The sequence below is a fragment of the Komagataeibacter sp. SM21 genome, from assembly GCF_041402665.1.
Classification (GTDB): domain Bacteria; phylum Pseudomonadota; class Alphaproteobacteria; order Acetobacterales; family Acetobacteraceae; genus Komagataeibacter; species Komagataeibacter saccharivorans.
Genome location: NZ_JBGLOV010000006.1, coordinates 58,262 through 79,344, shown reverse-complemented (window position 1 = coordinate 79,344; position 21,083 = coordinate 58,262). Strand labels below are relative to the sequence as shown.

Sequence of the window (21,083 nt, the reverse complement as noted above, 5' to 3'; positions counted from 1 at the left end):
AGAATACTGACGTGTTCGCTTATGCAAACCGCCTTGTGCGTCTGGCCATTACCCTTGTCATCCTGCTTGTAGCAGTCATCGTGGCCGTGGTGCTGTGGGATTACTACACGGCCTCCCCCTGGACCCGTAACGGGCAGGTACGTGCGCAGGTTGCCAATATCGCACCGCGCGTTTCGGGACAGATCAATGAAGTGCGCGTGCATGACAACCAGTTCGTCCATACGGGCGACATCCTGTATGTCATCGACCCGTTCGATTTCCGGGTGAAAGTGGATATCGCCACGGCTGCGGTGAACGAACGCAGGGCGGATCTGGAATTCAAGACATCGCAATATGAACGCCGGCAGAGCATTTCCGGCGTGGCCGTATCGGGTGAGGAAAAACAGCAGTTCGAGGCCGTAGCCCAGCAGGCGGAAGCGCAGTATGCCGCTGCACTGGCGGACCTGCGGCAGGCCCGCATCAACCTTGAACGCACCGAAGTACGCAGCTCGATCAATGGTTACGTCACCAACCTGACCATGCGCGCGGGCGATTACGCCAATGCAGGACAGGTGAACGTGCAGGTGATCGATGCCGATTCCTACTGGGTGGACGGGTATTTCGAGGAAACGAAAATCCACGCCATCAAAACCGGCGACCCGGTCCGGCTTGATCTCATGGGGTTTCATGAACCCCTGTTCGGTCATGTGGAAAGCATTACGCGTGGCATCGCCAGCAACAATGCCGCCACGTCCACGCAGGGACTGCCAGCGGTAGACCCGATCTATACCTGGGTGCGGCTGGCGCAGCGTATTCCCGTGCGCGTGCATATCGACCGAGTGCCGCCCGATCTGGTGCTGGCTGCGGGCATGACCACGACCGTTACCGTGGTGTCGGCAGCGGGTAACCGCCGCCACATGTCCATCCGCGATGCGCTGCGCCATGTGGGCGATGACATCCAGCATCTGGTCGGTCACCGCTAGACAGTGCGTCACATCCGTTATCCACAGATTCAGGGGACGAATATCCGGGCAACCCTGTGGACAGACCCATCAGCAAACGGGGATAACGTGGGTGTTCACAACGACTCGTGAAAGAAAGGGCTGAATTCGCGCCGCATCGGCCCGCCGGTATTTTCATGGCGGGGCTGCCGGGTCAGATGCCCGGCGGGATCGTGTAGGGATCAGGCTGCGGGGTGGCAGCAGGCGCGCCCATGCGGTGGGCGCGGTAAAGCAGCCCATGGCCCAGTTTTTCAATCAGCACGCCACGACGCTGCAGGCGGTCACTGGCAATGGCGTAACCCATCTCACGCACGATCTGACCCCGCAGCACCTGCAACCAGCCACGCAGGGCAAGTTTCATCCGTGTCATGTCCCGCACGTTTCCTTCTCTCCACCAAGTCAGTCATCTTCCTCATGGCAGATAAGATTTAAATGCATGACTTTCAAGACCAGTCAGCGGGCTTAAAGGGTTATTTTTACGGAATTCGTGTCATGACATGAAATCCATACCCGCCCACACGCACCGGGCAGGGTCCATTCCTGACAGGAATGGCCCGTACCAATCCTGCCATGGGGGATTCCTTGCGCTACCTGTTTATTCTACTTGTTCTTGTCGGCGGTTATTGTGTTCCGGCTTCTGCCCAGACCCCGGCGGCGCAGGTCATCAGCACATTGTTTTCGGACAAGCTGACCATGATGGATCTGGGCCTGATCCGTGCCGAACGCGCCATGCAGCACGAAATTGATACCCTGCCCGACAGCTATGACAGCGACATGGCGCCGGTGGCCGATTTCGATCCCCGGCGCAACAGCATCCTTGTTGGCATCTGGTACGAAAACCACGACAGCTTTACCCGCGACCAGTGCGACAGGCTGCTTGATACCGTCCATAAATCCTTCGGAAACCAGCCGACCACCATCATCGCGTCGTGGTTCCGCCATCATGGCTATACATCGCTGCGCGATGCGGGACAGTTCTATACCGGGCTGCGCAACATCATCTGGCTGGTGGTGACCGATGGGGAACGCGCGTGCTCCTATTCCATGGCCACCGGACAGCGGACCGTAACCGGGTTCTGAGCGTTCCCGGTAAAGCTGTTTTCAGTCAGTCTTTCCGGCGTCGTCCCGCCCGCTCCAGAAACTGCGCTGCAGTTCCGCCGCCTCGGATTCCAGCAGGGGGCCAATGACATCCACCATGCGCTGCCCCGCTGCAAATACGGTACGGCACGGCAGGTCCAGCGTGGGGTTTTCCGGATGATTGCCGGTCATTTCCTTCAGGTTATGCTCGCTCTGTCCAAACACCACCCGACCGATGCCGGTCCAGTACACCGCACCCGCACACATCGCACATGGCTCGGCCGATGTGTACATCGTGCATGACGCCAGTGCCGCCGGTGGAAATTTCCTGGAAGCCCGCGTGGCCAGCAGCCGTTCGGCGTGCGCGGTCATGTCACCGCCTTCCGCCGTGTAGCCATTACCCTGTTCCAGCACCACTTCGCCCTGCGCATCGACCAGAATACAGCCGAAGGGATGATCGCCTGCCTGCCGCGACCGTTCGGCCACGGCAAAAGCCTGCCGCAGGAAATGTTCATGATCGAGATCGGGCAGGCGCGCGGTGTCAGTCATTGCTTATCCGTAAAAAATATCTGTTGCCGTTGCGGCGTCCCACTATGGCTTTTTAAAAGCCTGGCGCAATCCCTGATCCCACGCGAAGGGGTTACAAATGCGGGCTGCACGACCGAAGAATGATCGCCCTCCCTACCGCCGCCATCCCACCATACCGTCCGATATACCGCTCCATACCGGGCACAACAGTTACGTTTCTGGCATGAACAGGCACGGATGGCATGGTGCCTGATGTGTCGTGCCACTGGTGCTTGCCCCGGCCCGGAAGGGAACCGGAACCTTATGGTTTACATAGTGAACGAGCGGGACCACGTGGTAGAGCAATCCAGATTTTTTGTTTCTGAACGTCGGAGCTTTCCGTTCAGTAGACGAGCAGGTTGAAGCACGGTCGGACAAGCTACCTGTGCACGCCAATATTCATCCGTAGAAAGAGTGCTGACACAATTCTCTGAAACGAGCCATGCTACGGCGCGAGGAACCGCTTCCGCGCGATAACAGGGCATCCGAACCTATTCCGACAGGCTGCTCCACCATACGCCGGTCGATCTGTGGACTTCTTTCATACAGGGCAGCACCCTGCATCTAAGTCTGTCGTGGATGGGCCATGGCCATTGTAACCGTTTCCATCTCGTCATCCAGATATCCCAGAATATCCGCACCGTCGTAGGCGCCATCGAAACGGATGGCCGCCAGTTCCGCGCGGATGGCGGCCAGACGGGCAAGCCGCTGTTCAAGCTGCGCTACGTAGCGGGCGACCCAGGCGGGTTCGTCCGCCTCGAATCGGGCATCGATGGCAGCGGGACTACAACCATCGGGCAGATACGGATCGGGCATGACTGCCTCCTTCATTTGTATGAAAAAAATATACAAATTAGAGGCAGGCACGGAAAAATTCCGCGACGCGCAATTATTTTCTTGCTGCATGTGTGGTTTTTAGACACAAATTAAGTATGAAAAATACGCACACCCTTGCAGCAGCCGAGACTCCTGCCCGTCGCACCCGTCCACCCCGTGTGAACTGGCGCACACTCGCCCCTTCCGTTGAAAATCTTCGCACACAGGGCTATTCCACTCGCGAAACCGCACGCAGGCTGGGCCTGAACGTCAAAACGCTGGAGGCCCATCTGCGCCGCCATCGCCTGCGCCACGCCATCCCGCTGGACAGACCCGATCAGGTCCGGCGCAACTGCCTGAACTGCGACAGCGCCTTTGTCGCCGATGGCCGCTTCCTGCGCCTGTGTCCCGAATGCCGGACAATGTTCGGTTAACCCGCTTCACATTTCCGTGCATCCGCAACCGGACCGCCAGTTTCAGACTTTCCAACCCATCAAGGTCAGCCCTCCGGACATGGATACACACATGCCTCTTCTCTCCCCGACTACCGCTTCAGGCATCGATACCGACGACAACCGCATCCAGATCCGTCTGGCCCTGCATCATCAGAATGAAACCGCCAGAACGGATAGCCGCGACACCGCGCGCCCCGTTACGCGCAGCGTGCGTTCCGTTGCCATGATGGCCCTTGCCCTTGTGCTGGCCAGTCAGGGCCTGACCGCGTGCAAGCGCCATCCCGAAACGGTCGGGGAAAAAGTGGACCACTTCGGGGACAAGGTGCAGGACACGTTCGACCCGCCCAAGGGACCGGCAGAAAAAGCGGGACGTTCGATTGACCGTACCCTGCACAACGACTGAACCGAACACCGGGCTCAGGGCGTGACACCACGCCCGATCGCGGCAAAGGACAGGTTCATGACCGGATAGTCCTGCCAGTCCGCGTAATCGAAATGCCACCATTCTTCCGCCAGCGGCACAAAGCCGGACGCGCACATGATACGCGCCAGCAGATCACGCGCGGCCCGCGCTTCGGCGCAGCCGCCAGCGTAGCTGGTATGGGCGCGCGGCGTCATTTCATCAAATCCGGATGGCATGGCAACAGCCCTGCCATCGGACAGGTTCCACAGGCTCAGATCAACCGCGCAGCCACGGTTATGCCGTGACCCGGTAGCGGGATCGCCCACAAAATCATACAGCGTTTCGGGCACGGCCTGACGGAACAGGTAGCTTACATGCCACGGGCGGTAGGCATCATAAACCAGCAGGCCGTATCCATGTTGCGCGGCAAGGCTGCGGGCATGTGACAACGCCATGGCCGCCGGTCGCTGCAGGAAGGCCCGCGCTTCGGGATAGACCGGAAAACCCAGAAAATTCCCTGCCGTGGCGTAGCGGATATCCAGCCGGATCGCTGGATCAATCCGCGTGATTTCCACCATGTCGGCAGGTTTGCGCGCGACCGGAAAGGTGGGCATCCGCGCCGCCGCCGCGCGTTCCAGCAATATGTCGGGGGCCAGTTGCAACGGCGCCCGGAATGTATCGTCCCCTGCCCCCGTCATGACCGGGCGCGGCCTTTCAGCCCGCGTCCGTGCCACGACAGGCTGATGCCCGACGCGCCGGGTTTATGATGGCGGGGTGTAGGACTGCACATCTTCGACCGTGTGGCCGAGCAGGATCTTGCCATTATCGGTGGACTGCACCCATGACTGGGGAACGGTAAACGTACTTTCCGCCGGTCCATCGACCGTGATCTGGATCGTCGCATCGGAATTGACAGCCGTAAGGGTACCCATCCGGCCTGAACCCGACGCTATTACGTCCTGACCCACCATGGCCTGCGTTACATCTGTCATCATTTCCCTTTCGCTGTCACGCACGGGGCCGTTCCATATCGTGCCCCATGTTTTTCCGGCCTGCGCCTGCCCTGATCGCGCGGAACAGGGCGCCCGGATGGCCGCCCCAGCGTAACGCGCGGCAGGGACGGAAGTTGTATCCGCCTCAGTTCACGCCAAACTGTTTGCGCTGCGACATGACCTGATTCAACTGCGCATTGTAGCGGTTGTAGGTTCCCTTGGGCACGCAACCCATTTCTTCCAGATCCTCGAGCTTGATGCTGTCATTCAGCCAGGAATTGACATCATTGAACGCGATTTTCGTGGGTACGTCGCGGCCACTGAACACGACCGGATCATCCTGCCCCTGCACGTAGCCGAATTTCCTGAACACGCCATCGGGCGGCGGATTGTGCTGTGCCATTTCGCCACACACCACGGATGCCCCATCCATGGCGTGAACCGCGACATTACGGAACGTGGCCGTGTGCGGGTCCGGCAGCGTGGCCGCCGCGTGGCGTTCGGCCTCCGCTATGATGGTGGCGTTCCCCCCGCCCTGCGCCGCCGCATGGGCCTGCACCACAGGCTGGCCCACGGAATACAGGCATAGGGATGCCCCCAGTATGATGAACCTGTTCATGCTTCTGCCTGATCCCATCATTTAGATTGTTACAACCCGATCTTTCTGATGCGCTGCCCGTCTCCATCGGTCAAGCAGGGGGACGTTGACCATGGCTAAATCAAATGCATAACGTTCGATAATTCCAATGGCCTGTTCGGGCAGCGCGAATTCATCTAACACCGTTCATAATGGTGCCGTAACGCAGGCACCGCTGACGACCCATTGCACAAAGGCCCGCTTTCATGCCGCAGCGCCCCACAACCGTCCCGGTTCCATCCGCCCCGCAGGATCAGGCCAATTTCGTGCATGTCCGTGGCGCGCGTGAACACAACCTGAAGGATGTGGACGTGGCCATGCCGCGTGACCGGCTGGTGGTGTTCACGGGGGTTTCGGGGTCGGGCAAGTCATCACTGGCGTTCGGCACGCTGTATGCCGAGGCACAGCGCCGGTATCTGGACTCCGTCTCCCCCTACGCAAGGCGGCTGTTCCGGCAGATGCCGGTGCCCGATGTCACCGCAATCGAGGGCCTGCCCCCCGCCATCGCCCTGCAACAGCAGCGCGGGACAGGGACGGGACGCTCGTCCGTAGGAAGCATCACCACGCTGTCCAACCTGCTGCGCATGCTCTATTCGCGCGCGGGCCGTTACCCGGCGGGCATGAATCGGCTGGAAGCGGAATCCTTTTCCACCAACACCCCTGCCGGTGCCTGTCCCCAATGCCATGGACAGGGCCGCATCATGGACACGACCACCGGGCTGCTGGTGCCCGATGACAGTCTTTCCATCCGTCAGCGCGCCGTCGCCGCGTGGCCCACCGCGTGGCAGGGCCAGAACCTGCGCGATATCCTGATTACAAAAGGGGTGGATGTGGACTGTCCGTGGCGCGACCTGCCACAGGCAACGCGCCACTGGATCCTGTATACGGACGAAACCCCGACCTATCCCGTCTATCCGGGGCTGGACCATGCGGAGATACAGCGCGCCATCCGCCATGATATCCCGCCATCGTATAACGGCACCTTCACCGGCGCGCGGCGCTATGTGCTGCATACCTTCGCCACGTCACAAAGCGCCAGCATGCGCAGGCGGGCCGAAAGCTTCCTGACCGCGACACCATGCCCCACCTGCCATGGCCAGCGTCTTAATCCCGACGCCCTGCGCGTGACGCTGGCGGGGATGAATATTGCGCAGATGACCGGCCAGACCCTGTCCACCATCGCGCGCACGCTTGCCCCACTGGCCGAAGGTGCGGCAACGCTGGACGATACCCCGCAGGCAGGGGACGCCACGGCCATCGCCGCACACCGCATGGCGGCAGACCTGATCGGGCGCATCGCGGTGCTGGAACATCTGGGGCTGGGATACCTGCAGGCCGACCGTTCCGTCACGACGCTTTCGCCGGGGGAATACCAGCGCCTGCGGCTGGGCACCCAGATCCGCTCCAGCCTGTTCGGGGTGGTCTATGTGCTTGATGAGCCGTCCAGCGGGTTGCATCCCGCCGATGCCCATAACCTGCTTGATGCGCTGGAAGGGCTGAAAGCGGCAGGAAATTCGCTGTTTATCGTTGAACACAACCTCTACCTGATCCGCCGGGCGGACTGGATTGTCGATGTCGGCCCCGATGCGGGCACGCGCGGCGGTGAAGTGCTGTATAGCGGGCCGCCGGAGGGCCTGCGTGATGTCCCCCTCTCCCGCACCGCCCCGTATCTGTTCGCCAGTGACACCCCCATCGCGGGCACGCCACGCACACCCACACGCTGGCTGAAACTGGCGGGGGTGACATGGAACAACCTGCATGACCTGGGCATCGATATCCCGCTGGGCTGTTTCGTAACCGTGACCGGCCTGTCGGGTTCGGGCAAGTCCAGTCTGGTCAGTCAGGCGCTTCCCATCCTTGTCGCCAGCGCGCTGGGACAGAAACTGGCTGCGGACACGGATGGGGACGATATCGCGGACCGCCCCGTCGGCACGCCGCAGGGGCATGTGGTCGGGGGGACAGGGCCACTGAAACGGCTGGTCATGATCGACCAGAAACCGATTGGCCGCACACCACGCTCCAACCTTGCGACCTATACCGGCCTGTTCGATACGATCCGGCAGATGTACGCGGCCACCGATCTGGCCAAGTCGCGTCGATACGATGCTGGCCGCTTTTCCTTCAACCTGCCGAAAGGGCGCTGTCCCACATGCGAAGGGGCCGGATCGGTCATGGTGGAACTGCTGTTCCTGCCCAGTGTCTATTCACCCTGTCCCACCTGCCACGGCACGCGCTACCAGCCGGAAGTGCTGGAAGTCACGATACGGGGCAGATCCATTGCCGATGTGCTGGACATGACTGTGGATGAAGCCGCCACATTCTTCGCGCAGACCCCTGCCCTGTCGGCGGCACTTGGAACATTGCAGCAGGGCGGGCTTGGTTATCTCAAACTGGGGCAGCCCGCGACCGAACTGTCTGGCGGTGAGGCCCAGCGCATCAAGCTTGCCACCGAACTGCAGAAACAGCGCCGGGGACATACCCTGTATATCCTTGATGAACCGACCACCGGCCTGCACCCCGCCGATGTGGACCGGCTGCAGGTTCACCTGCAATCTCTGGTCGATGCAGGGCATAGCGTGGTGGTGGCCGAACATGACATGCGCGTCGCGGCACGGGGAGACTGGATAATCGACATGGGACCGGGCGCGGGCGATGCGGGGGGGCGGATTGTCGCCGCTGGCACGCCGCAGGCCGTCGCGCATGACCCGGTCAGCCGGACTGCCCCCTTCCTGCTACCGCTGACGGGCTGAGGGCGTATCGGGAGACAGCGTTTTCTAACGCCTTCAGTCTTTGCACGAATGCTCAAGCCCGGGGGGCGGCGCCATGCCGATCAGGCAGGCAGCACGCCCCACAGCGTGGCGACGCCCGCGAAAGCCAGAAGGGCGGCAACCAGCGTCATGAGGCTCCAGCTTTGCAGTCCCTCACGCACGCTGACACCGCACAGACGGGTCACAATCCAGAACCCGGCATCATTGACATGGGAGAGGGCCATGCCCCCCGCCCCCATGGCCAGCGCCACGAGGGCAAGATGCGTCTGGTCCAGATTCATCCGTCCGATCATGGGGCCAAGGATGCCCGCCGTGGTCATCAGCGCCACGGTGGTCGGCCCCTGCGCCACGCGCAGGATCATGGTCAGGACAAAGGCCAGCACCAGAAGCGGCAGCCCCGTGGCCGCCAGCAACCCACCCAGCGCATCGCCCACGCCACTGCCAACCAGCACCTGCGCGAACGCGCCCCCCGCGCCGGTAATCAGGATGATGATGGCCGTACCCGGCAATGCGGCCGCCACCACATCGGACACGGTGGCAAGCGCCATGCCACGGCGCAGACCCAGCAGCCACGCACATAGCAGCACATCGAGCCCAAGGGCGACAAAGGGAATGCCCGCGAACACCAGCACACTGCGCAGGCGACCGGGCGACATGAGATCCCCCGCCAGTGTGCCCGCCACCATCAGTACCACCGGCACGGCAATGACGGACACGATCTCCATTCCGCTGACCGGGTTACGCTGGCATGCCTGCATGAAGGACCGGGCCGGTGCATCCGCCGCATCATGGTTGTGGGCTGCGGTCCGTGCCTCATCCACCACGGCGCGGATATCGGGCGTGCAACCAAAGGGCTGCGCCATGATCGGGCGCGTGACCACATAGGTCAGCAGCGTCACCACAGCCGCCAGCGGCAACCCCAGCAGCAGCATGCGGCCCGCCCCGACCCCCAGCGCACCCGCCACCGCCACGGCACCGGGATGGGGCGGCAGCAGCGCATGCACGGTCAGCATGGTCACCGCCATCGGAATACCGAATATGGCGGGCGCGCGGCCTGTCTGCCGCGCCATGCCGTAGACCAGCGGCATCAGCATGATGACGCCGACTTCAAAAAATACGGGAATACCCACCCCGAAGGCGGCGATGACCAGCGCCAGCGGCACATGGGCCGCCCCCACGCGGCGGACCAGCCCGTCGGCCACCACGGCAGCGCCGCCAGACAGGTCGATCATACGGCCGATCATGGCCCCAAGCGCCACGATAATGGCGATATGGCCCATGGTCCGGCCCATGCTGCCCTGAATCGCATCGGTCAGTTTTGCCACGGGCATGCCGGTCAGCAGCGCCACGCCAATCGCCACGACCAGCAGGGCCACGAAAGGATGCAGCCGCAGCCGAAGGATAAGCAGCAGCAATACGGCAATGGAGCCGGTACCGGTCAGTATCAGCGCGAGCGACGTCATGGGCGAATCCCGTGCAGAAGAACGGCCAGCACCGCCTGACCCTTCCGACCTTATCGGGCATCCCGCAACAGCCCGCAACGCTGCCATGCCGGAAAAACAGTGCCGTCCGTCACGCGACGACTGTTTTCAGGGGCTGATCCGTCCGGATTTCATGGATGGGGGAAACCAGCCGCCCGCCCGCACGTCACCCGAAGGGGCTGTATCACCCCTTCATGCACGGACAATGTTTCAGTGAGCGGCGTGATGTCCGCCATGCGTTTTTTCCACCGGGTGGGCCGTGGGTTCCGCCAGCCACTGGATGCGGACGTTACGCAGTTCGAAATTACGCTGCCCCTGCACGCCCATATCGCCAAACGGGTCATACACCACGCCGCTGACCTCGGCCCGGCACTGTTCATGCTGGCCGGTATCGCCACAAATCTGCTGCGCCCTGCGGAAGGATGATTCCTCCATCGTGGGGCCATCAAGCGGCACGGACCCATTCCAGTCCACCTGACCGGGCAGGTCGGCGATACGGAACGCGGCGCAGTCCGCCCCACCCGAATTGGCGGAGGTGATGTAGCACCCGGATACATGCACCAGCCTGCCCACATACTGGCCCGCCTGGGTCTGGAACGCCGCTACATCCATCGTTGCCGCAGCCGGGGGGGCCGCTTCGTGCCGTGTCTTCGCTTCCCGGGCCATGGTGGCGGCCGGGGTCATTCCCGCAGCCATGATGGCCAGCCCGGCCAGCGCGCCCACATGCAAACCTCGCCTCACGTCCTGTCTTCCTTCTCTTTCAGCATCAGCCCGCGCTGACGATCCGGAGGGAAGTTTCTGCCATACACGCCGCCCATGTCACCACAAGGCAACGTGCGGGCTGCCATGCGCGCGACAGCCGGGCGGCCTGCTAGAAAGGCGATGCCTTCTGTCCGGCACCCTGCCCCAGATCAGCGAAATGCTGGGTTTCCGCGCACCCGCGGAAGCGGTCAAGCACCGGCACGCTACCCGCAAGATTGACGCTGAGGGTGGTGTGATCGCCAAACTTCACCACCGCCATGTGCGTATGCGCCATTGCATTGAGCAGGGTGGTCAGGTTCGCTGGCGTAATATCCGCCACAAGGGTCGTGGCGTCATTGGCCTGCATGTGGAACACCGTGCTGTAGGCGCCGACCGTTACGGTCATGTCGCCTTTCTGGCCCGTGCCCAATGTCCAGTGGTCATCGGCGCTGCGTACCTGAAGCGAGTCGGCATCGGCGCGGAACATCAGGATCTCGCTCTCCGATCCGGCGATGCACAGATCCGTATGCACGCCCGCATCGGGCGTGTGATGGATGGCGACCCAGCCGCCCGCACGCTCATCCACCAGCATCTGCGACGGGCTGGGGCCACGGTTCTCATCTTCGGGCTGCATGGCCACGGGCACCGCCTGCGGGCTTGCGTCATAGGACTGCGCCCGTGCCATCGCGGGCACGCTGGCAATCACCATGCAGGCCAGTAGAAAATTCTGTTTCCTGTTCACTTTGCAACAATCCCCATTGCAACAAAGACCGACGAATCGGAGTGGAGGGTAAGTCTGTCTATCGCTGGAACGTGATATTGACACATATTGTCATAATTATGCACAAGGCAGAAGCTCATGAGCGCATGACCGGTTTTCCCCAATAGGAAGATGATACATCCCGGCGCGGCATCATGGCTGATCTACGACAAAGTATGTCTGCTCCAGAACGCGATCCCTGCCACGTCGTCGCCGACAATAATAGTAAAGAAGATTTTCATTTTCCTGCCCGCAGCCCTGCACAGCGGCAGGCGGCATTGGCCAGTGGGTCACGCACCGTTATCATGGCGGACCACACAACCTGCGGATTATGGAAGGAAAAAGCCGGGATGCGCCTGTTACCTGCTGCCATCCTGGCAATCGGGACCCTCTGCGCCACATCGCATGCGCGGGCGGCTGACCCGGACTGGGTTTTCGCCAATGGCGGTGCGGGCGGCCAGCCCATGATCATGTCCCATCAGGGTTCGCTGGATATCATGTTCTACCGCTCCGCCAGCGGGACACTCGGCCTTGCCGTTCACCAGCGCCATGGCCGCTACCGCAACCCGGCGGGCATACAGACAGCCGTGGTCATGATCGGCCCCAAATTCAGCGTAGCGCTACAGACCTTCCAGACCGGCCAGAAATGGGACACGGCGGGTGGCGACCTTAAGGCAGACAGTATGCCCGATCTGGTCAACGCGCTGAAAACGGCGCAAACGGGAACGCTGATCCCCTTTGAACATGACCCCGTTTCCTTCTCCCTCAAGGGCGGATGGGCGGCGCTGGACGATATGGCGAAATACGCGCTGGCGCATGGCGAAAGCCTGCCGCCGCCGCTGGAACCGGCCCCCGCGCAGGCAGCCGCCACACCGGGACTGGACATAGAGAAACTGGCCCACCACCCGTATGACACCCAGCATGGTCGCCGGGTCGTGCTGCCGCATTACGACATCGCCGCCAATTGCGACCGCGCCCATATCGAGATGCAGGACACGGATGGGGAATGCGTCACCGCCGAACAGGGCAGTCAGGCCAGCCTGACCGCCCAGTGGACGCAGTATGACAGCGACCTGCGCGCGGCCTGCCTTTCCCTTGTGACCGATCCGGGGCGACTGGAAAAATATCAGGCGCTGTTCATGTGCCTGTCACGCTATCAGGATGACCGCCGGCAGTGGCAGCTTGTGTCCGGGTCCAGCGGCAGTGACGACATCCTGCCCGCCAAGAACGGCAATGCCGCCGCCACGCCCAGGCCCTGACTTTCCCCTGATGGCCCATACATAAAAACAGGCGCGTCAAACCCGCACGCAATCAGATGCGTTATGGCAGGGACCAGCCGCCCTGCATCAACGCCGCAGGGTCTTACCCGCGCAACCCGGTCAGGCCAGCGTCTGTCCACAGAAGGGGGAATGCCTGTTTTTACCTGTTTCCCCGGCCATTCATGGGATAAGCATGCGACTCATCCACGCCGTTATCCACATGATTTACCGCATTATCCACAGATGGAGGACTCAGTTGTCCCCTTCATGCTTTCCCGCCACATGGGAACAGGCAATGCGCCTGCCATCCCGCAGGGACGGGTCCACAGCCATCTCGCCACGCGGCACCGGGCCATCGGCTATCCTGTGGCCCGTGCCCATATGGGCCGACCATGTGGAATAGGACAGGGTGCGATAAGTATCCGCCGCGCAGTTATAGACGACCGAAAACCTGACCGAAGCGAAAGGCAGGCCGTGGCGGATCATCTCCTCGTCAAAATCCTGAATGAAGGCGGCGGTGGCATGCGTGCCGTGTACCTGAACGGAAGCAAGGTCGATATATTCGTTCACCTTGTTCTGGTAGGGGGGCAGTTTCTGCAAATTCGCCGCCGGATGCGCGGATGGGGAAAGCGGCTGCTCCTGTGCCGCCCGCGCATCGTCCGCCATGCCGCCGCAGGCGATACCCGCGGCCAGCACCGCCACCACAACCCTGTATCCCATTTTCTCCCTTTCATCCGCGCAGGCACCATCCGGGCCCCGCATTCCTGTCACTGTTTTGCAGGATCGGGCCAGTAGCAGCAAGGCATGTCTGGACAATACGGGATCATCCTGAACCCATAATGACGGAAAGCGTTCATGTACCCCCGTTTTTCACACATAAACCGCACCCTGTTACTGGCGATGCTGATCGGCGTGATGCTACCCGATGCCCATGCCGCGCCGGACGCCCCCACACTCACACGCGCGCCGTTCGGCCTCACGCCGGATGGACAGCAGGTGGAAGCATTCACGCTTTCCAACACGCATGGCATGCGCGTGAAGATCCTGACCTATGGCGCGACCGTGGCCGCCATTGATGCCCCTGACCGTAACGGCCATGTCGATGACGTGGTGCTGGGTTTCCCGACACTGGAGGGCTACACCAGGGACAGCGCACAGGGCGGGCTGTTTTTCGGATCGACCGTCGGACGTGTGGCCAACCGCATCGCCAATGGCAGTTTCCGGCTGGATGGCCAGATCCACCATATCCCCCAGACCGAGGGGACCAGCGCGCTGCATGGTGGCCGCAAGGGGTTCGACAAGCATGTCTGGACGGTGGAGGACACGGACACCACGCCGGATCATGCCAGCGTCACACTTGGGCTGGTCAGCCCGGACGGGGATGAAGGCTTTCCGGGCACATTGCGGGTACATGTCACCTTCACGCTGGACCAGCACAACGCGCTGGTGCTGCATTATCGCGCAACGACCGACCGCCCGACCGTGGTGAACCTGACGAACCACAGCTATTTCAATCTGGCGGGGGAAGGCAGCGGATCGGTCGAAAACCATATCCTGCAGATCAATGCGGAGACCTACACCCCGACCGATTCCCACTCGCTGCCCCTTGGCACCATCGCATCGGTGGCAGGAACACCGCTGGATTTCCGCACGCCACACCGCATTGGCGCCGGATTGCGCAGTAGTGATCCACAGATGATGTACACACATGGCTATGACCAGAACTGGATCGTCAACGGACAGCTTTCATCCACGCCGGTACTTGCAGCCCGTCTGGCTGATCCCGCATCGGGGCGGATGATGGATGTACTAACAACGCAGCTGGGACTGCAGGTCTATACCGGCAATGCACTCGACGGGCGGTACGCCGGGCCTTCCGGTCATGCCTACCGGCAGACCGATGCCGTGGCGCTGGAAGCCGAACATTACCCCGACAGTCCCAGCCATCCGGATTTTCCCAGCATCGTACTCAGGCCGGGGCAGACTTACGACGAAACGACCATATACCGTCTTGGCGTGGAACCGACCGGGCGCACGCAGCCTTAGCGATAAGGGACGAAAACGTTGATTCCTCGGGATGACCCCTTAAATACATCACTCAAGCGTGATCGAAGGATACAGGACCCCATGAGGATATTTTCCGTGCTGCTGCTTCTGGCCGGACTTACGGCGTGCGAATCCGGCCATGCACCCAGCGACCCAAGCCAGAGCGGCGGCGTGGGCGGGATGACCGGTTCCCCCGGTCAGGATGGACCCGGTGATGGCCCCGGTGGCTCCGGCGGACCGGGCATGGGGGGATAAGGCATGCCCGTGCGGGCGCGTGGAGCCTAATCGCGCCCGCCACTGATATTGACCAGACCAAGGCCCAGCAGGCCCAGACCCGCCAGCCCTTCAGCCACCATCCATGAAACCGGGCCGATCCCGTCGGCCGTCATACCACGCACCAGAACGCCAACGCTGCCAATCATTAGCAGCAGGGACACGATGGTCGCCCATTTCACAATCTTGCCGCGGTTCATCAATCTCTTCGCTGTCTCTCGGTCCGGTTTCCGACGGGAACCCTCTCCCTGCCTTGTATCACCATGGTTACACAATCGTCCAAACATGGCATGCGCAGCGGCAATGCGCCTGCCGCGCAACAGGCGCATGCTCATGCATACGTGATCCCTGCCACTGCATTTTCCATGCTTCCCTGTCTTTACGGCACACGACGAGGGGCATGGTCCCCCATCCCCGACGCGCTACCGTTACACGGCAAGGAGGCCAGATCATGACACCGTTGCGCACCCCACAGCAGTGGACCACGCAGATGCGGCATCTTGTCCGGACCTGCCTGACCTACCCTTACGCCTTCATACACCTTTGGGAAGGGGACTGAGTCCACCCGCCCGCCTATTCCTGCTGCAAAGCGTTTGCGGGAAACCATTCGTCATTACCGGTACTGTCATTGCGCACGCGGACCTGACCATTATCGATCATTTCGACAATAGTGCCCTTGACGCCACGCAGTTGGGGTTTGACTGACGCGTCATCCCTGACTGCGACAATATCGCCCATCTTGAAATCCATCCGCTGATCTCCCTTTCCGGTCGTGACGGTGGCCTGCGCCGGAGTACTTGCCGCCTACGGTCCGGCACCCCGGTTCCCGGTTCATGGCCGCGGTTATCATGCCAGTCATATCGGGCGCTGCAAGCATTGACCCGCCCCGACATATCTCCTGCGCATAAACAGCAGGTTGTGACGGGCGGATACGTGCCGACATGTCAGGAAACCCTTTTTCATACAGGAACCTGAACAATGGCATCAGAACATCATCTTCCTTCCGCCACCGATCTGGCACGCGAACTGGAACAGGTCCGGCGTGAGCATGACATTGCGCTGAAGGACCGGCCGGAACACGCCCGCGCGCTCGAACAGCGCATCCACAAGCTGGAAGCCGAACTGGCGCGCCAGAAATAATGGCGTGGCCGGTTGCCGGGGCCTGATCCGTCAGTTCCCGGTGCCAGCGGTTACGGAAGCTGGCTGGTCATCCGTTCTGACGGCGGCGGGCTGTGGCGCCCGCACCAGCCAGTAGACGATACCCAGTGACAGGATGGCAGCCGACAGCGAAAGCAGCTCCATCACGTTGACCTCCTTGAGGTCGATGACAATGAATTTACGCACCGTGGCCAGCATGCCGATCAGCAGCACGGAGCGCATGCGGATCATGCTGTGCGGCTGTGCATCGGGCAGCACCAGAATGGAATGCTTGAATTCCAGCGCGATCAGCACCGTAAAGAACATGCCGAAAATACTTTGCAGCACATCGGGGCTGGTTGGGTTCAGACCACTTGAAACCAGCATGCGCCAGACCGCCACCACCACATGCACAAGCGATGTCCCGGCAATGGCGACAATCAGCAGGGTCAGGATCAGCATCACCCCCTCCTCGAACAGGTCGAACAGGCGGGCCATCTGAAAAAAGCCGGGCAGGCGTGTCATCATAAGCGTAAGCGGCCAAAGGTCAGAGAAATGAAGGACGCCGCCTTCAGCCACGCCATGAGAGGATCAGGGTTGTAACAGAAACATGCCAGACAGTGCAAAACCGTGGGGCATGACCATGACAGGCGGGACCGGTATCCTGACCTGCCCTGTCAAGCCAGCCGACCGGTATGCAGGCATGCGGGGGGAGATCTTGGATCGCGGCCCATTCATCCTATGTCTAGAAAACCGGACCCCAATATGGGACCCGCATGTCACAACACGACAGGAGACGATTATGAGCAACGTCACGACCAGTGGTCCCGATGCGCAGGGCAAATTCAGTCTTGAGGTTAATATTGGTGGCCTGACCGGCACCATCTCCGGTTTCAGCTCCAAGATGGAAGGGGAGGATTACGCCGTCTCCCTTCTGCGCCGGGTCAAGGAACTGGCCAAGGCCGACGGGCTGAAATAAGCCTGCATAACGGTCAGCGCGGGGGCGATGTACGGACAAATGTGCATCGCCCCTGTCGTCTGGCCGATTTTCATGAAAATCGCCCTGCATCGTCCTGCCACCTTTTTTCTTTATACAGAATGAACCTGACAAGATCAGGACGGAACGCCGTATTGGAAAAAAGGAACTGCCTGCCCATGAAACGACTGATCCGGCCCTTGGGCGCACTGGCGCTGGCCAGCACTCTGGCCGCCTGCGCCGATGGTCCGCCGCCCTACTATTACGGGGGATATGGCGGCTATGGTTATGATGGTGGCTATTACAGCGGGTATGGCGATTATTACGGGGGCGCTCCCATATATATGGGACGGGGCGGTCGTGGCGGCCCGCGTGGCGGGGGACATTTTGGCGGACGCGGCCCCGGCGGGGGGGGCGGTCCCGGTGGCGGGGGCGGTGGACGTGGCCCCGGCGGGGGACCCGGTGGTGGTGGCCACGGTGGACCCGGCGGCGGGGGCGGTCACGGTGGTGGTGGTCACGGCGGCGGCGGTCGACACTGACCTGATGGCTGGCTCCCGACGGGGCCAGCCTTTTTCATCCATGCTCTCCCGCACCTGACAGCAGGTTCATGACCAGCACCCCGCCCACGATAAGGGTCATGCCCAGCACGGCGGCCATATCCAGCTTCTGCCCCAGCACCACACGGCATACCAGTGTGATGAGCACGGTGCCCACGCCCGACCAGATGGCATAGGCCATGCCGGCAGGAATGCTGCGCAAAGCCAGCGATAGCGAATAGAAAGCCGCCGTATAGCCCACCACCGTCACACAGGACGGCGCCAGCCGGGTAAAACCATTGGACAGCGTCAGGCAGAACGTGGCCGTAACCTCCGCCACGATGGCGAGGGCCAGATAGAAATAGGCCATGCCGTTCAGCCCTGTGTGGACGCGGGCGTGGCACGCGGCGGCAGCCCGGCCATACGGCGGCGCGGCTGGCGTGGGGGACGGGGCGTTTCATCACGAATCGCCACCGCATCCTGCCCGCGCGCACGCAGGGCTTCGGCAAAGCGCTGGACATGGGTCCACTGTGCCCCTGCATAGAGTTCGCGCCCGTCCAGCATTACACGATGTCGTCGCAACTTTTCCCCCATACGGCCATTATCTGCCAACAAAGATGGGCAGGCCACGCCTGAATCGCAACCGGCGCGGAAACTGTTTGCAATGTTGCAGGAAACCTTCGCTTTCCCGAAACGCTTCATGTATAGGGAAGATAGGAGGTATGATACATGAGCAACTCTGCACGTATGATCGCCCATCTGCTGATCACGGCCCGTCTGAGTACGCGCAATCAGCCTTCCGTGCCGGTTTCACAGCCCCGAAAGGGCTGATGAACCGGAGCCGGGACGGGGCGACCATCCCCTATCTGACATGTTATGACATGAACGCCTTGCCGCGTGCCCGCGCCAGACGGGCCGCGAAGGCGGGCAGTTCCTCATGATGGAGCAGAAACACGTCATTGGACCGCGCCAGCGCACGGGCCGAAGCCGTATAATCAGCATTGGAAACGACAGCCGCCACATTACCCCGGTAATGCATTCGCGCGGCTGATACCTGCTGCACCGCCTCATTCCCCACAGCACTGCGATACAGCTTGCACTGCACGACCAGCCGCAGCCTGCCGCGCGTGGCGATCACATCAGCCCCCTGATCGCTGCCAGGCTGGGTTGCGCGTGCGTCCCATCCGGCAGCCCGCAGGCTGGCCGCGCAAAAGCGTTCATAGGCGATGGGGTCCATGTCAGGCGTGTAGCGGGCGTCCTCATGCCTGTTACCCGCACCGGCCAGCGGCTGGCGGGCAACCTGTTCGATACGGGCAAGCACGGTCCGGGCAATGCTGGGCCATACGCCTTCCAGCCGACTGCGGCGCAGGGCTGGCTGGATGACCGTCTTGATGAATTCCGCCTGTTCACGCCGCCACCGGCCCGTGCGTTCCACACCATAGCTGTTGATCTGCACAAGCTGCCTGCGCCGTATGCGCAGCGCATCGGCATGCCGGTTGACCATGCGGATACACAGCCGCCATGCCCGGCGACGCCGCAGCCACCGCCAGCCATACCGCATGAAGGGCCAGAGAAGCGTGGCCGCGATCCCGACCAGCACAAGCCGCATCAGCCCCACCGCCAGACCCGACGCAGGCCGGACAGTACTTGCGAGAAAATAGAGGGAGATCGCGCCACGGGATGCCGACAGATGGCGCAGCAGCACGGTATCCGCATGATGACCGAGCAGTTCCCATTCCCCGCCCGTGGCCACGCGCTGGCAATGCAACTGGGCCAGCGCATGGGCCTGCCCCGGCCCGGCGGGCAGATTATCCGCCCGGTGCAGCGCGCCCGGCTGTGCGCAGCCCACGGATGCGGGCGGTACGTAACAGGCTTCCGACGCCGCGCGCGCGGGAACAGGGGCCAGCAGCAACCCGCACCACAGCCATGGCATGATCCCTGCACCCATCTTTCCGTTATCGCCCCCTGGCTTTGGTTACGGGGCGAGACTAGAGCATGAGAACAAAATAGGAAAGTACGGAAACCCCAGTCACTTACGCCATGGCATCAGGGCCGTCAGGCGCGTAATATACCGCACATGCGACTCTGCTTTATCGGTGACAGCTATGTCACGGGAACGGGCGATCAGACCTGCCAGGGCTGGGCCGGACGGCTATGCGCCATGGAACGGCGGGGCGGGCGGGATGTCATGCTGTACAATCTGGGCGTGCGCGGACAGACCAGTTGCGACATCGCCCGGCGCTGGCTGACCGAAACCCGCTCCCGGCTGGACGGGCGGCATGATGGCGGCGTGGTCCTGTCCTTCGGGGTCAATGACTGCACCACCACGCCGCGTGGACAGACCCGGGTTACATGGGCGGACAGCATGCGCGCCACCCGGAGCATACTGGAACAGGCGCGGCAGACATGGCCCGTGCTCATGGTCGGGCCGCCGCCGGTGGGGCATGAGGACCATGACTGGCGCATCCGCGCCCTGTCGGACGCCATGGCCCGGCTATGCGCGGATATGAAGATACCCTTCCTGCCGATATGGGAACCCCTGCGCGCGCGCCCCCTGTGGTGTGCGGAAATCGCGCGCGGCGACGGATTCCATCCCACGGGCGGCGGATATGCCGAACTGGCCCGGCTGGTTCACGACTGGCCCGCATGGCGGAAATGGATGGGCGCGGTGTCCCCGCTGCGCGTCCCATCATGACGCTTGGCAGCAGCAGCCATGCTTGCCACATTACCCGCCATGACGGCTGGTTCCGTTTTCTGAAACAAGGCATGCAGACATGAAAAAGATCATTCCCTGTGCCCTGCTGGGCATACTGGCCGTGGCCTGCGCTCCCGCCGCCCGCGCCGATGTGCCCGAAGGGGAACTCAATTCCCTGTATATCCGCCCCGAAGTGCAGTTGCCCGCCCCTGCCCTTTCCTTCCCGAACTATCCGGTGGTGGATGACTGCACGACCGAATTCGGCGATGCGGTCACCAATGCCTGCGTCACGGGGGAAAAGGAACGCGCGCTGGTCCTGCAGCCCGCATGGGATGAATATACGGACAGCGACAAGATCGCCTGTCAGGAAGACGTGACCCATATCCGCCACATCCAGCTATACAAAAACCTTGCCTACTGTCTGGACAGCCGCCGCTACGAAGCATGGCGCAAAAAGCATCCGGCGGGACACTGATCGCCGCCT

At 62.0% G+C, this 21,083-nt stretch carries 30 protein-coding genes; 14 read left to right on the top strand and 16 right to left on the bottom strand.

Going from position 1 to position 21,083, the window contains the following annotated elements:
* The first annotated feature begins 11 nt into the window (after positions 1 to 11).
* Complete coding sequence (locus tag ACBR42_RS08140) at positions 12 to 962, top strand: HlyD family secretion protein (RefSeq protein WP_110547282.1); 951 nt, start codon at positions 12 to 14, stop codon at positions 960 to 962.
* 172 nt (positions 963 to 1,134) lie between these two features.
* On the opposite strand, the gene ACBR42_RS08135 is transcribed toward ACBR42_RS08140, so the two are convergent.
* The gene (locus tag ACBR42_RS08135; protein WP_102325380.1) at positions 1,135 to 1,350 is read right to left on the bottom strand and encodes a hypothetical protein; all 216 of its coding nucleotides are present in this window, start codon (positions 1,348 to 1,350) and stop codon (positions 1,135 to 1,137) included.
* Positions 1,351 to 1,529: 179 nt separating this feature from the next.
* Here ACBR42_RS08135 and ACBR42_RS08130 point away from each other — a divergent pair, with 179 nt between their 5' ends.
* Entirely contained in the window at positions 1,530 to 2,060 is a 531-nt protein-coding gene (locus tag ACBR42_RS08130) for a hypothetical protein (RefSeq protein ID WP_243705156.1), read from the top strand.
* 21 nt (positions 2,061 to 2,081) lie between these two features.
* Here the strand turns inward: ACBR42_RS08130 and ACBR42_RS08125 are convergent, their stop codons facing one another.
* The gene (locus ACBR42_RS08125) at positions 2,082 to 2,606 is read right to left on the bottom strand and encodes a nucleoside deaminase (protein ID WP_371207698.1); all 525 of its coding nucleotides are present in this window, start codon (positions 2,604 to 2,606) and stop codon (positions 2,082 to 2,084) included.
* 582 nt (positions 2,607 to 3,188) lie between these two features.
* Positions 3,189 to 3,440, bottom strand: a complete 252-nt coding sequence (locus ACBR42_RS08120) for a hypothetical protein (RefSeq protein WP_110547280.1) — start codon at positions 3,438 to 3,440, stop codon at positions 3,189 to 3,191.
* 116 nt (positions 3,441 to 3,556) lie between these two features.
* On the opposite strand from ACBR42_RS08120, the gene ACBR42_RS08115 reads away from it, so the two are divergent.
* The gene (locus ACBR42_RS08115) at positions 3,557 to 3,874 is read left to right on the top strand and encodes a helix-turn-helix transcriptional regulator (protein WP_110547279.1); all 318 of its coding nucleotides are present in this window, start codon (positions 3,557 to 3,559) and stop codon (positions 3,872 to 3,874) included.
* 91 nt (positions 3,875 to 3,965) lie between these two features.
* The gene (locus tag ACBR42_RS08110) at positions 3,966 to 4,298 is read left to right on the top strand and encodes a hypothetical protein (RefSeq protein WP_254057988.1); all 333 of its coding nucleotides are present in this window, start codon (positions 3,966 to 3,968) and stop codon (positions 4,296 to 4,298) included.
* Between the two features lie 14 nt (positions 4,299 to 4,312).
* Here ACBR42_RS08110 and ACBR42_RS08105 read toward each other — a convergent pair whose 3' ends face one another.
* From ACBR42_RS08105 to ACBR42_RS08095, 3 genes are all read right to left on the bottom strand, one after another.
* Positions 4,313 to 4,996 carry a M15 family metallopeptidase gene (locus ACBR42_RS08105; RefSeq protein WP_371207697.1) on the bottom strand — a complete coding sequence of 228 codons (684 nt, stop codon included), beginning with the start codon at positions 4,994 to 4,996 and terminating at the stop codon, positions 4,313 to 4,315.
* Positions 4,997 to 5,059: 63 nt separating this feature from the next.
* Positions 5,060 to 5,293 (bottom strand): DUF2171 domain-containing protein, encoded by a 234-nt coding sequence (locus tag ACBR42_RS08100; RefSeq protein WP_243705158.1) that lies wholly within the window; start codon positions 5,291 to 5,293, stop codon positions 5,060 to 5,062.
* A gap of 142 nt (positions 5,294 to 5,435) precedes the next feature.
* On the bottom strand, positions 5,436 to 5,909 hold the full coding sequence (locus ACBR42_RS08095; protein ID WP_243705159.1) for a hypothetical protein: 474 nt from the start codon (positions 5,907 to 5,909) through the stop codon (positions 5,436 to 5,438).
* A 224-nt stretch (positions 5,910 to 6,133) separates the two neighbouring features.
* Between ACBR42_RS08095 and ACBR42_RS08090 the strand changes: the two genes are divergently transcribed.
* Positions 6,134 to 8,677: an excinuclease ABC subunit A gene (locus ACBR42_RS08090; protein ID WP_371207696.1), complete on the top strand. Its 2,544-nt coding sequence runs from the start codon at positions 6,134 to 6,136 to the stop codon at positions 8,675 to 8,677.
* An 80-nt stretch (positions 8,678 to 8,757) separates the two neighbouring features.
* Here ACBR42_RS08090 and ACBR42_RS08085 read toward each other — a convergent pair whose 3' ends face one another.
* On the bottom strand, positions 8,758 to 10,158 hold the full coding sequence (locus ACBR42_RS08085) for a gluconate:H+ symporter (protein ID WP_371207695.1): 1,401 nt from the start codon (positions 10,156 to 10,158) through the stop codon (positions 8,758 to 8,760).
* Here ACBR42_RS08085 and ACBR42_RS08080 point away from each other — a divergent pair.
* Positions 10,157 to 10,393 carry a hypothetical protein gene (locus ACBR42_RS08080; RefSeq protein ID WP_371207694.1) on the top strand — a complete coding sequence of 79 codons (237 nt, stop codon included), beginning with the start codon at positions 10,157 to 10,159 and terminating at the stop codon, positions 10,391 to 10,393. The two genes, ACBR42_RS08085 and ACBR42_RS08080, sit on opposite strands and share 2 nt — an antisense overlap.
* Here ACBR42_RS08080 and ACBR42_RS08075 read toward each other — a convergent pair.
* Positions 10,387 to 10,917 (bottom strand): hypothetical protein, encoded by a 531-nt coding sequence (locus ACBR42_RS08075; protein ID WP_371207693.1) that lies wholly within the window; start codon positions 10,915 to 10,917, stop codon positions 10,387 to 10,389. The two genes, ACBR42_RS08080 and ACBR42_RS08075, sit on opposite strands and share 7 nt — an antisense overlap.
* A 130-nt stretch (positions 10,918 to 11,047) precedes the next feature.
* Positions 11,048 to 11,659 carry a hypothetical protein gene (locus tag ACBR42_RS08070; protein WP_243705160.1) on the bottom strand — a complete coding sequence of 204 codons (612 nt, stop codon included), beginning with the start codon at positions 11,657 to 11,659 and terminating at the stop codon, positions 11,048 to 11,050.
* 323 nt (positions 11,660 to 11,982) lie between these two features.
* On the opposite strand from ACBR42_RS08070, the gene ACBR42_RS08065 reads away from it, so the two are divergent.
* Positions 11,983 to 12,936 carry a hypothetical protein gene (locus tag ACBR42_RS08065; protein WP_243705161.1) on the top strand — a complete coding sequence of 318 codons (954 nt, stop codon included), beginning with the start codon at positions 11,983 to 11,985 and terminating at the stop codon, positions 12,934 to 12,936.
* 252 nt (positions 12,937 to 13,188) lie between these two features.
* Here ACBR42_RS08065 and ACBR42_RS08060 read toward each other — a convergent pair whose 3' ends face one another.
* Entirely contained in the window at positions 13,189 to 13,656 is a 468-nt protein-coding gene (locus tag ACBR42_RS08060; protein ID WP_174234093.1) for a surface-adhesin E family protein, read from the bottom strand.
* Positions 13,657 to 13,791: 135 nt separating this feature from the next.
* On the opposite strand from ACBR42_RS08060, the gene ACBR42_RS08055 reads away from it, so the two are divergent.
* On the top strand, positions 13,792 to 14,982 hold the full coding sequence (locus ACBR42_RS08055; RefSeq protein WP_371207692.1) for an aldose epimerase family protein: 1,191 nt from the start codon (positions 13,792 to 13,794) through the stop codon (positions 14,980 to 14,982).
* Between the two features lie 81 nt (positions 14,983 to 15,063).
* The gene (locus ACBR42_RS08050) at positions 15,064 to 15,237 is read left to right on the top strand and encodes a hypothetical protein (RefSeq protein ID WP_162900423.1); all 174 of its coding nucleotides are present in this window, start codon (positions 15,064 to 15,066) and stop codon (positions 15,235 to 15,237) included.
* 26 nt (positions 15,238 to 15,263) lie between these two features.
* On the opposite strand, the gene ACBR42_RS08045 is transcribed toward ACBR42_RS08050, so the two are convergent.
* Both ACBR42_RS08045 and ACBR42_RS08040 read right to left on the bottom strand, forming a co-directional pair.
* On the bottom strand, positions 15,264 to 15,455 hold the full coding sequence (locus ACBR42_RS08045) for a hypothetical protein (protein ID WP_102325369.1): 192 nt from the start codon (positions 15,453 to 15,455) through the stop codon (positions 15,264 to 15,266).
* Positions 15,456 to 15,828: 373 nt separating this feature from the next.
* Positions 15,829 to 16,005 carry a hypothetical protein gene (locus ACBR42_RS08040; RefSeq protein ID WP_162900422.1) on the bottom strand — a complete coding sequence of 59 codons (177 nt, stop codon included), beginning with the start codon at positions 16,003 to 16,005 and terminating at the stop codon, positions 15,829 to 15,831.
* Between the two features lie 228 nt (positions 16,006 to 16,233).
* Between ACBR42_RS08040 and ACBR42_RS08035 the strand changes: the two genes are divergently transcribed.
* The gene (locus ACBR42_RS08035; protein WP_162900421.1) at positions 16,234 to 16,395 is read left to right on the top strand and encodes a hypothetical protein; all 162 of its coding nucleotides are present in this window, start codon (positions 16,234 to 16,236) and stop codon (positions 16,393 to 16,395) included.
* A gap of 30 nt (positions 16,396 to 16,425) precedes the next feature.
* Here ACBR42_RS08035 and ACBR42_RS08030 read toward each other — a convergent pair whose 3' ends face one another.
* Positions 16,426 to 16,920 (bottom strand): phosphate-starvation-inducible PsiE family protein, encoded by a 495-nt coding sequence (locus ACBR42_RS08030; protein WP_371207691.1) that lies wholly within the window; start codon positions 16,918 to 16,920, stop codon positions 16,426 to 16,428.
* Positions 16,921 to 17,194: 274 nt separating this feature from the next.
* Between ACBR42_RS08030 and ACBR42_RS08025 the strand changes: the two genes are divergently transcribed.
* Both ACBR42_RS08025 and ACBR42_RS08020 read left to right on the top strand, forming a co-directional pair.
* Positions 17,195 to 17,371, top strand: coding sequence for a hypothetical protein (locus ACBR42_RS08025; protein WP_162900420.1), 177 nt, complete (start codon positions 17,195 to 17,197; stop codon positions 17,369 to 17,371).
* A 176-nt stretch (positions 17,372 to 17,547) separates the two neighbouring features.
* Entirely contained in the window at positions 17,548 to 17,907 is a 360-nt protein-coding gene (locus tag ACBR42_RS08020) for a hypothetical protein (protein WP_371207690.1), read from the top strand.
* Positions 17,908 to 17,941: 34 nt separating this feature from the next.
* On the opposite strand, the gene ACBR42_RS08015 is transcribed toward ACBR42_RS08020, so the two are convergent.
* From ACBR42_RS08015 to ACBR42_RS08005, 3 genes are all read right to left on the bottom strand, one after another.
* Positions 17,942 to 18,274 (bottom strand): multidrug efflux SMR transporter, encoded by a 333-nt coding sequence (locus ACBR42_RS08015; protein WP_102325366.1) that lies wholly within the window; start codon positions 18,272 to 18,274, stop codon positions 17,942 to 17,944.
* 5 nt (positions 18,275 to 18,279) lie between these two features.
* Entirely contained in the window at positions 18,280 to 18,486 is a 207-nt protein-coding gene (locus ACBR42_RS08010) for a hypothetical protein (RefSeq protein ID WP_371207689.1), read from the bottom strand.
* A gap of 292 nt (positions 18,487 to 18,778) precedes the next feature.
* Positions 18,779 to 19,852, bottom strand: a complete 1,074-nt coding sequence (locus tag ACBR42_RS08005; protein WP_118962717.1) for a restriction endonuclease — start codon at positions 19,850 to 19,852, stop codon at positions 18,779 to 18,781.
* 129 nt (positions 19,853 to 19,981) lie between these two features.
* Between ACBR42_RS08005 and ACBR42_RS08000 the strand changes: the two genes are divergently transcribed.
* Positions 19,982 to 20,599, top strand: a complete 618-nt coding sequence (locus ACBR42_RS08000) for a GDSL-type esterase/lipase family protein (protein WP_371207688.1) — start codon at positions 19,982 to 19,984, stop codon at positions 20,597 to 20,599.
* A gap of 79 nt (positions 20,600 to 20,678) precedes the next feature.
* Entirely contained in the window at positions 20,679 to 21,074 is a 396-nt protein-coding gene (locus ACBR42_RS07995; RefSeq protein ID WP_102325363.1) for a hypothetical protein, read from the top strand.
* Positions 21,075 to 21,083 lie beyond the last annotated feature (9 nt).